The sequence below is a fragment of the Blautia sp. OM06-15AC genome, from assembly GCF_003481425.1.
Lineage (GTDB): Bacteria > Bacillota > Clostridia > Lachnospirales > Lachnospiraceae > Fusicatenibacter > Fusicatenibacter saccharivorans.
In genome coordinates, this window is record NZ_QULD01000015.1 from 52,391 (window position 1) to 64,529 (window position 12,139).

A 12,139-nucleotide genomic window follows, 5' to 3' on the forward strand; every position below is an offset into this window, starting at 1 on the left:
TATTTCGACATTTTTCCTGCAAACACTGACATGATTTTTCTACTTTCTCCATCCAACAGGGTACTTATTTTTCAAGGTTCCATTGACCAGTTTGCCCCATCCAAGGCCGAATCCATCGACGCAGACCAGCTTCCAGCCCGACGGCGATGCGGTCTCTCCCGGCTCTACGGAAATTGTCTCACCGCGGAGATATTTTTCGGTACGCTCGTCATCTGCCTTTAAATTCATGTAATCTTTGAACTTGTCCGCGGAGAGTGTCACGGCAAACGGCTGTGACGGCTCGAAACGGTCTTTTTTCAGTTCACCGAGATACAGACCGTTCCGCAGGAAATGAAGATTCCGCACGCCATCCGGCAGGGACGGGGAATGGTATACTTTTCCGGCACGGACTTCCAGTTCCTCCACCGGGATCGGTGCTGTCATCCGGGACAGGAAATCGGAAAGGATCTGTTTTTCTGCTTTCGACGGACCCGGTGCTTCCGTTCCGCGGTCTTTTTTCCGGTTTTTCTGTTTTTTGTTTTTCTTTTCGATCGGTTTTTCTTCTGTCTCATAAGGAATGGCTTCGCCTTTTTTGCGGAACAGGGCAAGGTAATGGCCCTCGCCGTTCATTTTATGCGGCCAGATGCGCACGGTCTTTTCGATCTCCGGATCGCCGTTTCCCCAGACTGGATTGCCTTTTGAAAAACCTTCGTAGCCTTCCATCTCGATCAGTTCCATTTCCGGGAAGTTTTCCAGAAGGAAAGAAACGGTTCCCTCGTCCTCCTGCGGGGCGAAGGTACACGTCGAATACATCATGAGGCCGCCCGGACGCAGCATTTTGACAGCATTCGAGGTGATCTCGCGCTGCAGATCCGCAAAGAAATCCGGCCGCTCCGGGGTCCAGGTGCCGATGACTGCCTCGTCTTTCCGGAACATGCCCTCGCCGGAGCACGGTGCATCCACGAGGATTTTATCGAAGAAGCCCGGGAAGACGTCTGCAAGGCCTGCCGGTGTCTCATTGGTGACAAGCACGTTTTCACTTCCGAACAGCTCCAGATTGCGCAGCAGTGCTTTGGCGCGGGCGTTGCTGATGTCATTGGCGACGAGAAGGCCGGTTCCTTTCAGGCGCGCATTCAGCTCCGTCGCTTTGCCGCCCGGTGCGGCGCAGAGATCGAGCACACGCTCACCCGGTTCGATCGGGAGGCGGGACGCCGGGGTCATGGCGCTTGGCTCCTGCAGATAGAAGACGCCTGCCGCATACAGCGGAGACTGGCCCATGCGCATGCCGTCCGGCACGAAATAGCCGTTTGGAATCCACGGAATTTTCTTCCACATTCCCGGAACAAGCGGTGGGAAATCTTCGGTCCGGCATTTTTTTGTATTTACACGCAGCCCGGCTGTGCGGGGTGCGTCGTAGGAAGTTAAAAATGCATCAAATTCATCGCCCAGCATGTCCTGCATGCGGGTCAGAAATTCCTGTGGTAACTGCGCCATGTATTGTCTCTCCTTTTTATTTTGCTTTGTTGTGCATCGGTCCCTTTTCGTGAACTGGCGATGTTTTTTCTGTCTTTGTTTCTTTTGTTTTGCATCTATTTCATAATTTCTCACAGAAAAAGAGACAGCTTTTTCGATTTTTCAATCTTTTTGCTGTCTCTTTTTTGCATAGCGGAGAAGAAGGGATTTGAACCCTTGCGCCGTTTCCGACCTACTGGTGTTCGAAGCCAGACCCTTCAGCCTCTTGGGTACTTCTCCGTATTTTGTCAAATACATCATATATTATAGTGCTTTTTCTACGATTCGTCAATGATTTTTTCATTGGTTTCCGATGGAAATACGGGGATTGTATTTTTTACGGAAATATTCGAAAGTGCAACTTACTCAAACAAATAATCTTCCTCAGGCAGCATCCCATCCCGATGCTGCCTCTTCTTTTATTCTTTCCCTTCTTCCACCCTCTTCCTCTCTTCTTTTTTCTTCTTTTTCACCACCCGCAGTCTCCGGAAAAACGCACTCAGCATCTCCGAGCACTCTTCTTTCAGCACGCCGCGCTCGACCTTCACCTGATGGTTAAACTCGTGCATTTCCAGCATATTTAAGATCGATCCCGCGCAGCCCGCCTTCGGGTTCATGCTGCCGATGACGACTTCGCTGACTCTCGCCTGTACGATCGCACCGGCGCACATCTGGCACGGTTCCAGGGTGACATACAACGTACAGCCCTCCAGCCGCCAGTCGCCGAGCTTTTTGCTTGCTTTCCGGATCGCATTCAGTTCCGCGTGGGACAGCGTGTTTTTATCCGTATTTCTGCGGTTATAGCCCCGCGCAATCACCTTTCCCTCGTACACAATCACACAGCCGATCGGCACTTCCATCAGCTTTTCCGCTTTCTTCGCCTGCGTAATCGCCTGGCGCATGAAGCGTTCCCGTTCTTTCCGGTGCGCTTTTTTCTCCGGCGTTTCCAGCTTTGTTTCTTCTTCCATTGTGCACTTCCTTTCTTCTCTGCGTATATTTTCTGTCCTTCCCGCATATCGTGAACTGTAGCGCAGTATCTTTTTCTACTCTTTTTACTTCTATGCAGGAGGTTTTTATGTCTGATTACCGGCGTTTCATTGCCTATCTATACGAATACCCGAACAACCGCAAGGGCGGATGCTGCGGCTTTGTCCGCGTGGAGTCGCAGAACGGCTTCTGCCGCATGGACTTCCAGATCAAATCGCCGTCTCTTCCGCCGGAGACCTCGGTCACGGTCTACGGTTTTATCCGCCGGTCAGGGCGGATGTACGGCATTCCGCTCGGAAATCTCCTTGCGGGGCGCTCTTCTACGAGTGGAAAACTCTTCACGCACTCCGATGCCATTGGGCAGACGGATGTCACGCTCGACGAGCTTGGCGGTCTGATCCTGCTCTGCCGCCAGACCGGCGTCATCGCCACCCAGTGGGACGATCTTCCGATTCAGCCGGAGTTTTTCGCTCCCACGCTCCCGCAGGAGCCCAAAACATCCGCAGACAATGGTGCCAGACCGACCGAAGAGAAAACTGCCGAAACACCCGAACCTCTGGATCCCGCCGTACCTGCGCAGTCCCTGCCATCATCAGACGCTTCAAAAGCACAGTTCGATGAACTTTCCACAAAATTCAGCAGCAATTCCGAACTTTATCCACAAAATTCCAACCCGGAATCCACCGTCTCCACAGAATCCATATCAACTGACACGGTAAACACCGTTCCTGCAGACAGGATCACGCAATCATCCGCCAACACACTCCATCCCGCATCCGCGGAATCTGTGAAAACCGCAGAAAGCTATCCCTCTGCCAACCCGGAACCGCCGCAGCCCATCCCGGATTCTGCCGCCCAGCCGCTACATATGACTTCCGCTGATTTTCCAGCCGCAGCAGCCGTGCCGCCGTCCCGCGCTGCTCTCTATCTCCAGCTTCAGGACCAGTTCCCGGAGTTCCACCCGTTCCCAGATGATGATCTGACCGACTGCCTGCGCCTCTCACTCGACGATCTTCCACAGCTCCGCGCCGCCGGTCTTTCGGTGGATGCGAACCGCTTCGTCCTCCATGGCTCCTCGTCCTATCGCCATCTGCTCCTCGCCCGGAACCGCGACCAGCAGGAACTCTGGTATTTCGGTGTCCCCGGCGTCTACACGCCGAATGAGCAGTTCATGGCAAGCCTCTTTGGCTTTTTCCACTTCAAGCAGGCGATGCGCCCCTCCGAGCTCGCGCCCGATGCCCGCTTCGGCTACTGGTACCGCACGCTTTAAAGCGTTTTTTAATCCACGCCGCGGATCTCCACCGTCTCAATCTTTCCGCGCAGGATCTCGCAGAACCGCTCGAGCTGCTCCCTCGCATACCCCGAGAACCTCGGATCAATCACATAATCCGATTCCCGGTAATTCTGCAGGAAGTACCGTTTTGCCCCGGAAAGCCACTTTCCGATCGCTTCGATCTCTTCCCTTCCATGCAGCTCTTGGCAGAGCGTTGTCCGGAACTCATAGTCCACCACGCCGCTCTTTAAAAACTCGACCGACTCATTGATCCGCATCACATCGATCTTTTTCACGCCCGCCGTCTCGCCGTACCGGGACGGCGCGTTTTTGATGTCCATGGCGACGTAGTCGATTTTCTTCTCTTCCACCAGCTTTTTCAAAATCTCCGGCCGGTATCCATTCGTATCGAGCTTCACAAGATATCCCAGTTCCTTAATTTTCGTCACGAACCGCTCCAGATCCGGATCCAGCGTCGGCTCACCGCCCGTCACGCAGACGCCGTCCAGCACGCCGCGCCGCTTTTCGAGCACTGCAAAAATCTCCTCCTCCGGAATCACCGGCTCCCATTCGGGATGCTGCACGAGATTTCCGTTCTGGCAGAACGGGCAGCGGAAATTACATCCGCCCGAAAACAATGTGCACGCCACCTTGCCCGGGTAATCCAGCAGCGTCAGCTTTTGAAATCCATGTATGACCATATGCTATCCTCTCTGACCGCAGGACTCCGAACTTTCGTCCGCCCTGCAACAGAAAAAGCGGAACCATAATGTCCGCTTTTTCCATTTATCTTCTATTGGTAATTATTTGCCGTAACGCTCTGCCTGGGAACGGATCAGGTCCAGATCATCAAAATAGTTGATTTTCATGGCTGCTTTGACATCCGCCAGTGTCTGAGCGGCAACTTTTTCTGCCTCTTCGCTGCCTTTTTTCAGCATCTCGTAGATCGCCGGAATGTCTTTTTCCAGCTCTTTTCTGCGGTTACGGATCGGCTCTAAGGTCTCCTGCAGTACATTGTTCAGGAACTTCTTCACTTTGACATCGCCAAGGCCGCCTCTCTGGTAATGTGCTTTCAGCTCGTCGAGATTTGCGTAATCCGGCAGATAGCGCTCGAAGTGCTCCGGCTGGCAGAATGCATCGAGATAAGTAAATACGGTATTTCCCTCGATCTTGCCCGGGTCGGTGATCTTGATGTGATCCGGGTCGGTGTACATGCTCATGACTTTTTTCTTGATCTCATCCGGCTCCTCGGACAGGTAAATGCAGTTTCCGAGCGATTTACTCATCTTCGCTTTTCCGTCGATACCCGGCAGACGTCTGCAGGAATCATTCTCCGGCAGCATAATCTTCGGCTGCACAAGTGCTTCGCCATAAACTGTATTGAATTTGTGGACGATCTCCTGTGTCTGCTCGATCATCGGCATCTGATCCTCTCCAACCGGAACGGTCGTTGCCTTGAATGCAGTGATGTCGGCTGCCTGGCTGATCGGGTAGGTGAAGAATCCAACCGGGATGCTCGCCTCAAAGTTTCTCATCTGGATCTCCGATTTTACGGTTGGGTTTCTCTGCAGTCTGGAAACCGTAACGAGATTCATATAATAGAAAGAAAGCTCGCACAGTTCCGGAATCTGAGACTGGATAAAGATGGTGCTCTTTTCCGGATCAAGTCCGCAGGAAAGGTAATCCAGTGCTACCTCCAGAATGTTCTGGCGCACCTTCTCCGGGTTGTCCGCATTGTCGGTCAGCGCCTGTGCGTCTGCAATCATGATGTAAATTTTATCGAATTCACCGGAGTTCTGCAGCTCCACGCGGCGGCGCAGTGAACCAACGTAATGTCCTACATGCAGCTTGCCGGTCGGTCGGTCGCCGGTCAGTATAATTTTTCCCATTTTTTCTTCCTGCCTTCCTGATACGTAATCTTCGCAGTCCGCTTCTGTATGAAAAATTTCATGAAAATTCTCATAACTGCGGACCTTCTACATACCCTCTATAATACCGTCTTTTTACAAACACTGTCAATGGTCTTTTCCTGTAAAATCCCTCAAAATATCTATTATGAGACAAATCGTTCAACAGCCACGTACAGCCTTCCCTTTTTCGTCTGGTTCTGCACGCCCACATAGCGGAATTTTCCCATATGGCGCACGGTCACGAGATCGTCCTCTTTTAATGACGCACTCGGCGATGTCACCAGCTTTCCGTTGATAAACACCTGGCCGCCCTCGATCAGCGGCACCATTTTGCTCCGCGAACTGCTGAACGCCAGCGACAGCACCGCATCGAGCCGCACGGAAGCGACGGAGCCTTCTTTCCGCTCGGTTTTCGGCTCCGTCAGCTCCTCCGGCAGTCCCGCCTCGACTTCACAGTACACGCTCGTATGGCGCACTTTTTTCAGCTCCGCACAGATGTAGTCCGCCATATCCGCCATACAGATCAGATACGCCTGGTTTCCATCGATCAGAATGTCTCCCAGCTTATACCGCTCCACGCCGAGATTCATCAGTGATCCTAAGAAATCACGGTGTGACAGCGCATCCGCAAATTTTTCATTCAGCGGGCTGATGCGCACGACTACGATCGGAAGCATCGACGCATCACCGTCCTCTGCATAGGATGGCAGAAACAGCGCCGCTTTCCGCTCTGCCGCCTCGTATCCGCCGGACAGCACGTAACGCACGCCCGGAATTTTATTTACCGTACGGTAGAACAGATCCTGCTCCGCCAGCGTCAGAAACTCCGTGTGTGACGGAACATCCCTGTGATAACACTGCTCTGCCAGATCCTGAATCCGTCCGACCAGCACTTCTTCCTCATTCATGGTAATCCCCCTTTGATACACCGCGGGCTGCCCCTGTTTTCTTTCGGGCAGCCCACGTATCACACTTTATTTATCCAGCAGCATCGACAGCCCGATCCGCTTCTTCGCCAGATCAAGGCTGATGACCTTCACTTCCACGATATCGCCGACGCTCACAGCCTCCAGCGGATGCTTGATGAAGCGTTTCGTCATCTGGGAAATGTGGACGAGTCCGTCCTGATGCACGCCGATATCGACGAATGCACCGAAGTCAATGACGTTGCGCACGGTTCCCTTTAAGATCATGCCGACCTTCAGGTCCTTCATATCGAGCACGTCGGTGCGCAGGATCGGGCGCGGCATCTCGTCACGCGGGTCACGGCCAGGCTTCTGCAGCTCTTTGATGATATCGCGCAGCGTAATCTCGCCGACACCGATCTCCTCTGCCATCTTTTTGTAATCTTTGATGAAGAACGCCGTCGGTCCCTCGCTGATCTGCTCTGTCTTCATATTTAACTTTGCAAACAGCTTCTCGACTGCCTCGTAGCTCTCCGGATGAACGCTTGTGCCGTCCAGCGGATTTTTGCCGCCGGTGATGCGCATAAAGCCCGCGCACTGCTCAAACGCCTTCGGTCCGAGTTTTGCCACTTTCAGGAGCTCTTTTCTGCTCTCGAAACGGCCGTTCTCCTCGCGGTATGATACGATGTTTTTTGCTATCACCTTGCTGACACCGGAAATGTATTCCAGCAGCGACGCGGATGCCGTATTCAGATCGACACCGACTTTATTCACGCAATCCTCAACGACACCGCCGAGCGCCTCGCCGAGCTTCTTCTGGTTCATATCGTGCTGATACTGGCCGACACCGATGGATTTCGGATCGATTTTGACAAACTCTGCCAGCGGATCCTGCAAGCGGCGTGCGATGGAAGCGGCGCTTCGCTGTCCGACATCAAAGTTTGGGAATTCCTCGGTTGCCAGCTTGCTTGCGGAGTAAACGGACGCTCCCGCCTCGTTTGTGATCACATACGCAACCTTCTCCGGGATCTCTTTTAAGATCTCGACGATGATCTGCTCGGACTCACGGCTTGCAGTTCCGTTTCCGACAGAAATCAGGGTGACGCCGTATTTGTGGATCAGATCTTTTACGGTCGCTTTTGCTGCTGCAATCTTCTTCTCGTTCGTCGGCGCGGTCGGATAAACAACGGTGGTGTCGAGCACTTTTCCGGTCGCATCGACAACGGCCAGCTTGCATCCCGTACGGAACGCCGGGTCCCATCCAAGGACAACCTGGCCTGCAATCGGCGGCTGCATCAGAAGCTGCTCAAGATTCTTTCCAAAGACCTTAAGCGAACCGTCCTCTGCCTTTTCGGTGAGCTGGTTTCTGACCTCACGCTCGATGGCCGGAGCGATCAGACGGTTGTAGGCATCCTCGATGGTCGCCTGCAGAACCGGCTTTGTCTGCGGATTCTCTTTGGTGATGATTTTTTTCTCGAGGTAGCGCAGGATTTCTTCCGTCGGCGCCTCAATTTTGACGTTCAGGAATTTTTCTTTCTCACCGCGGTTCAGTGCCAGCACACGGTGTCCGGCAATTTTCGATACCGGCTCGGAAAACTCATAGTAATTCTCGTAAACGGACTCTGCTTTCTCATCCTTTGCTGTCGAGACGATCAGGCCCTTCGCCTCGGTTCTGCGGCGGATCTCCATACGGTAATCGGCCTCATCGGAAATGCTCTCGGCGATGATGTCGCAGGCACCAGCAATGGCGTCTTTTGCCGTTTTGACTTCCTTTTCTTCTGAAACAAAAGCCTCTGCCTCTTTTTCGAGCGGCTCTTTTGTCATCTGCAGAAGAATGATATTCGCCAGCGGCTCCAATCCTTTTTCTTTTGCGATCGTCGCACGCGTCCGGCGTTTCGGACGGTACGGGCGGTATAAATCCTCTACGACCACGAGAGTTGCGGCCTCTTCGATGGATTTTTTCAGTTCTGCGGTCAGCTTGCCCTGCTCCTCGATGCTCGCAAGGACAACGGCCTTGCGGTCATTTAAACTGCGCAGGTACATCAGACGGTCGTACAGATTTCGCAGTATCTCATCGTTTAAGGAACCTGTTGCTTCTTTTCGATATCGTGAAATAAAAGGGATCGTGTTTCCCTCGTCAATCAGTTTCACTGCAGCTTCTACCTGCCACGGTTTGACGTTCAGCTCAGCTGCCAATACCTGATTCATATCCATAGGTAAATTCCTCCTGTTGTCTCTTCCAAAACACGCTGTTCCTTCTCTGTTTTTCCCGCATAAAAAGCGGGACCCTTGGCGGAACAGCCACTCTATTACCTTATCAATAGGTCTTGTTTTTGTCAACCTTACATGATAAAATCTTTACTATAGCTTTTTTGACAGACTGCGTGTGAAACCGCGCTTTTTTGCAGAAGAAAGGACATTTTATGACACCAGAAAATTACGATCCAAACACCAATGAGTCCGGAGATTCCTATCAGTCCTCCCATCCGTACGGCGTGCCTGAGGGCCAGCGTCCCGGACCGTATCAGCATTACCAGCAGCAGCCTCCCGTACAGCCGCCGCGCAGGACGGGTTCGCAGGCCCTTGCGGCCGCTTCGATGGTCATGGCGATCTGCTCCTTTTTGTTCATGCTCAACATGGGGTCCCTGTTTTTCGGCTCGCTCGGCGTGATCTTCGCCCTTTTAAGCCGCGGCGCAGGACGCATGAGCGGCACGGCAAAAGCCGGTCTTGCGGGCTGTACCATCGGCATAATTGTCGGTATCTGCATCATGTATGCTTTCCTGCTTTTCAACATGGTCAGCGGCGGCAGCACCAACCTGCTTGAGCGGTATTACAATCAGTACATGCAGGAATACCAGATGACACCGGATAACGGAACAACCACCGACGGAAATACCATCTAGGTACCAGAAAGGATTTTTCATGAACGGACAAAAACAGAAATTTTCAGAACTGAAAAAGCAGGCCCGTGAGGCCATGGCAGGCCGATGCGGCACGCTGGTGGGCGCAACCGCGATCAACCTGTTTCTCACCTTCTCCTGCTCCCTCATCCCGACGCTGATTTTTTCAGGCACAACGCTGTACGATATCATTTTTCTGAATCTGACGCTGTTCCTGTTTTCCCTGCTCCTCAGCCTCTTTCAGGCGGGCTACTTAAAGATCTGCCTCTCGACGCTGCGCGGGGAACCGATTTCCGTCGGTGATATGCTCTACGCTTTCTATCACCACCCGGACCAGTACGTGCTGATGTTCCTTATCATCAACGGCATCAGCTCCGTGATCGCCCTGATTTCCAGCATTCCGGGCTTCCAGTATCTTTCCTCCCCGAGTGCGGATCTGACGCTTGGAACAGCACTTTCCATCGAAGCCGAGCTTTCTTCTCTGATGAACGTTTACGTTTACAAGCTGATCGGCTCTCTCGTTTCCACGCTGGTGCTGGTTCCGTTTTCCCTTTCCACCTTTGTGATGAACGACGCTCCCGGCATCGGCCCGATCCAGGCAATTCGCCAGAGCTTTGCGATGATGAAGAAGAACTTTTTCCGCTACATTCTGCTTCTCTTAAGTTTCTTAGGGCTTGAGATTCTCGCATCCTGTTCCTGTGCCATCGGCTTTTTGTGGGTAATGCCCTATATGCAGATCACGATGGCTGCGTTCTATCAGGAACGGAAAGATGTCCTGTATCCGGCATCGGAACCGGTGGGATATGATACGGATTCCTTTGGATCCGGCACAGATCTTTAAAAATAAATTTTAAGATAACTAAAAAGACGTTTCACACCCCTTGCTTTACGGCTGTGAAACGTCTTTTTAGTTATGTCTATTTCGAGATCTTAAATTCTCGCGCGGATTCTGCTCTGGATTCCGTCGAGTTTCTCTGCTTTTTCTCTGTACTCCTGCTCTGTGATTTCGCCTGTGATGAATGCGAACTCCTCGGACAGACTTGGAACTGCTACGATTTCTGCTTTTCCGAACAGCTCCTCGATCTCACTCTGGCGCTCTGCGGCGTGGCCGGACACGCGGACGAAGAAGCGGCTCTTTACATCATCGATCTGCAGCAGGTCCAGTTTTTTCTCGCTCCAGCTCATCATGATGTTTCTGCCTTTGTTCTTTGCGCAGTCTACGACATCGGCTACAACGGCACTTGCGGTCGGAAGCTTTCCTGCTCCGCTTCCGTAGAACATCGCATCACCCAGTACATTTCCGTGGATGAAGATGGCGTTGAAGACACCGTTTACGCTGTACAGCGGGTTTTTCGCGTCAATCATCACCGGGCTTACCATGGCGTAATACTGATTACCCACCTTGCGGCTTGTTGCGAGCAGTTTGATTGCGGTTCCCATCGAGGTCGCATATTTGATATCCTCTGCGGTGATCTTTGTGATTCCCTCGGTGTAAACCTCTTCGTAATTGACTTCTTTTCCATAAGCAAGAGAAGAAAGAATCGCAATTTTACGGCACGCATCGTAGCCTTCTACATCTGCTTCCGGGTTGCGCTCTGCGTAGCCGAGGCGCTGTGCCTCTTTTAATACATCCGCGAAATCGGAACCGTCGCTTGCCATTTTGCTTAAGATATAGTTCGTGGTACCATTTAAGATACCAGTTACTTCATCGATCTCATCTGCAGTCAGGGAGGAGTTTAACGGACGGATGATCGGGATACCGCCGCCGCAGCTTGCCTCAAACAGATAGTTTGCGCCGTGCTCTTTTGCAATTGCAAGAAGCTCGGTACCGTGTCTTGCCACCAGCTCTTTGTTGGATGTGCAGACGCTCTTTCCAGCCTCCAGCGCACGTTTTGTGAATGTGTAAGCCGGCTCAACGCCGCCCATGACCTCGACAACAATATCAACCTCCGGATCGTTTGCGATCACTTCGTAATCATGTACCAGCACTTTTTCCACTGGATCTCCCGGGAAATCTCTTAAATCCAGAACGTATTTGATATTAATCTCGTTCTCTGCTCTCTTGTTGATGCTGTCATGGTTCGTGTTGATGACTTCTACCACGCCGGAACCAACGGTGCCATATCCTAATACTGCAATCTGAATCATCTCTTTTGTCCCTCTCTTGCTTTTTCTTTTTCAGGACTCCTGTCCTAAAATTTTAAAATAATGAACTCCCTGTCTGGACTCAATCTCGTTGATCATCTCCGAGGCGTCTCCCCGGTCTTCCGCGATATCCACGCTGATTGTCAGTGACGCCACGCCGTTTAACGGAATCGTCTGATGAATGGTCAGAATGTTTCCGTGAAACTCGGCGATAATCTTCAGCACATCGGAAAGCAGTCCCGGCTCATCGTCCATCTGCAGAATAAACGTAATCGTTTTTCCTTTTGCATTGTCATGAAAAGGAAGAATATCATCTTTGTATTTATAGAAAGAGCTTCTGCTGATTCCCGCTTTTTCCGTTGCCTGCTGCACGGTAAGCTCCTGCATATCCATCAACCGTTTGGCCTCGATGACCTTCAAAAGGACCTCGGGAACCGCTTTTTCTTTGATTACATAGTACTTTGTTTTTTCTTCTCTCATGGCAATCCTCTACCTTTATACTCTTTCCAGGAAATACATTTGTTTTCA

11 protein-coding genes and 1 tRNA gene are annotated in these 12,139 nt (G+C 51.9%); 3 read left to right on the forward strand and 9 right to left on the reverse strand.

The genetic code is table 11. From position 1 onward, the window contains the following. Positions 1 to 39: 39 nt before the first annotated feature. The 3 genes from DXB83_RS15080 to tadA all read right to left on the reverse strand — a co-directional run bounded on the left by DXB83_RS15080 (position 40) and on the right by tadA (position 2,459). The gene (locus DXB83_RS15080; RefSeq protein ID WP_118697823.1) at positions 40 to 1,473 is read right to left on the reverse strand and encodes an RsmF rRNA methyltransferase first C-terminal domain-containing protein; all 1,434 of its coding nucleotides are present in this window, start codon (positions 1,471 to 1,473) and stop codon (positions 40 to 42) included. Positions 1,474 to 1,645: 172 nt separating this feature from the next. Then, positions 1,646 to 1,731: transfer RNA gene (locus tag DXB83_RS15085), tRNA-Ser, on the reverse strand. A gap of 179 nt (positions 1,732 to 1,910) precedes the next feature. Then, entirely contained in the window at positions 1,911 to 2,459 is a 549-nt protein-coding gene (gene tadA / locus DXB83_RS15090; RefSeq protein WP_118697824.1) for a tRNA adenosine(34) deaminase TadA, read from the reverse strand. On the opposite strand from tadA, the gene DXB83_RS15095 reads away from it, so the two are divergent. Then, complete coding sequence (locus DXB83_RS15095; protein ID WP_147399383.1) at positions 2,459 to 3,748, forward strand: DUF6128 domain-containing protein; 1,290 nt, start codon at positions 2,459 to 2,461, stop codon at positions 3,746 to 3,748. The genes tadA and DXB83_RS15095 overlap by 1 nt on opposite strands. Before the next feature lie 8 nt (positions 3,749 to 3,756). Here DXB83_RS15095 and DXB83_RS15100 read toward each other — a convergent pair whose 3' ends face one another. From DXB83_RS15100 to DXB83_RS15115, 4 genes are all read right to left on the reverse strand, one after another. Then, positions 3,757 to 4,452 carry an anaerobic ribonucleoside-triphosphate reductase activating protein gene (locus DXB83_RS15100; protein ID WP_118697826.1) on the reverse strand — a complete coding sequence of 232 codons (696 nt, stop codon included), beginning with the start codon at positions 4,450 to 4,452 and terminating at the stop codon, positions 3,757 to 3,759. 102 nt (positions 4,453 to 4,554) lie between these two features. Next, a complete protein-coding gene (trpS, locus tag DXB83_RS15105; protein WP_022461312.1) occupies positions 4,555 to 5,640 on the reverse strand; it encodes a tryptophan--tRNA ligase in 1,086 nt (361 codons plus the stop codon). A gap of 164 nt (positions 5,641 to 5,804) precedes the next feature. Next, complete coding sequence (locus tag DXB83_RS15110) at positions 5,805 to 6,569, reverse strand: YlmH family RNA-binding protein (protein WP_118659275.1); 765 nt, start codon at positions 6,567 to 6,569, stop codon at positions 5,805 to 5,807. Between the two features lie 66 nt (positions 6,570 to 6,635). Continuing rightward, on the reverse strand, positions 6,636 to 8,780 hold the full coding sequence (locus DXB83_RS15115) for a Tex family protein (RefSeq protein WP_118697827.1): 2,145 nt from the start codon (positions 8,778 to 8,780) through the stop codon (positions 6,636 to 6,638). A 209-nt stretch (positions 8,781 to 8,989) separates the two neighbouring features. Between DXB83_RS15115 and DXB83_RS15120 the strand changes: the two genes are divergently transcribed. Next, positions 8,990 to 9,469 (forward strand): hypothetical protein, encoded by a 480-nt coding sequence (locus tag DXB83_RS15120; RefSeq protein ID WP_117801393.1) that lies wholly within the window; start codon positions 8,990 to 8,992, stop codon positions 9,467 to 9,469. 19 nt (positions 9,470 to 9,488) lie between these two features. Next, positions 9,489 to 10,307 (forward strand): DUF975 family protein, encoded by an 819-nt coding sequence (locus DXB83_RS15125; RefSeq protein ID WP_117813035.1) that lies wholly within the window; start codon positions 9,489 to 9,491, stop codon positions 10,305 to 10,307. An 89-nt stretch (positions 10,308 to 10,396) separates the two neighbouring features. Here DXB83_RS15125 and DXB83_RS15130 read toward each other — a convergent pair whose 3' ends face one another. After that, positions 10,397 to 11,614 (reverse strand): homoserine dehydrogenase, encoded by a 1,218-nt coding sequence (locus DXB83_RS15130; protein WP_118697828.1) that lies wholly within the window; start codon positions 11,612 to 11,614, stop codon positions 10,397 to 10,399. Positions 11,615 to 11,644: 30 nt separating this feature from the next. Next, complete coding sequence (locus DXB83_RS15135) at positions 11,645 to 12,091, reverse strand: ACT domain-containing protein (RefSeq protein WP_022461318.1); 447 nt, start codon at positions 12,089 to 12,091, stop codon at positions 11,645 to 11,647. Between the last annotated feature and the right edge of the window lie 48 nt (positions 12,092 to 12,139).

Excerpts from the sequence above, each read along its gene's own strand:
- DXB83_RS15080 (WP_118697823.1), bottom strand. The coding sequence starts at position 1,473 with ATGGCGCAGTTACCACAGGAATTTCTGACCCGCATGCAGGACATGCTG.
- tadA (WP_118697824.1), bottom strand. The coding sequence starts at position 2,459 with ATGGAAGAAGAAACAAAGCTGGAAACGCCGGAGAAAAAAGCGCACCGG.
- DXB83_RS15100 (WP_118697826.1), bottom strand. The coding sequence starts at position 4,452 with ATGGTCATACATGGATTTCAAAAGCTGACGCTGCTGGATTACCCGGGC.
- trpS (WP_022461312.1), bottom strand. The coding sequence starts at position 5,640 with ATGGGAAAAATTATACTGACCGGCGACCGACCGACCGGCAAGCTGCAT.
- DXB83_RS15110 (WP_118659275.1), bottom strand. The coding sequence starts at position 6,569 with ATGAATGAGGAAGAAGTGCTGGTCGGACGGATTCAGGATCTGGCAGAG.
- DXB83_RS15115 (WP_118697827.1), bottom strand. The coding sequence starts at position 8,780 with ATGGATATGAATCAGGTATTGGCAGCTGAGCTGAACGTCAAACCGTGG.
- DXB83_RS15120 (WP_117801393.1), top strand. The coding sequence starts at position 8,990 with ATGACACCAGAAAATTACGATCCAAACACCAATGAGTCCGGAGATTCC.
- DXB83_RS15125 (WP_117813035.1), top strand. The coding sequence starts at position 9,489 with ATGAACGGACAAAAACAGAAATTTTCAGAACTGAAAAAGCAGGCCCGT.
- DXB83_RS15130 (WP_118697828.1), bottom strand. The coding sequence starts at position 11,614 with ATGATTCAGATTGCAGTATTAGGATATGGCACCGTTGGTTCCGGCGTG.
- DXB83_RS15135 (WP_022461318.1), bottom strand. The coding sequence starts at position 12,091 with ATGAGAGAAGAAAAAACAAAGTACTATGTAATCAAAGAAAAAGCGGTT.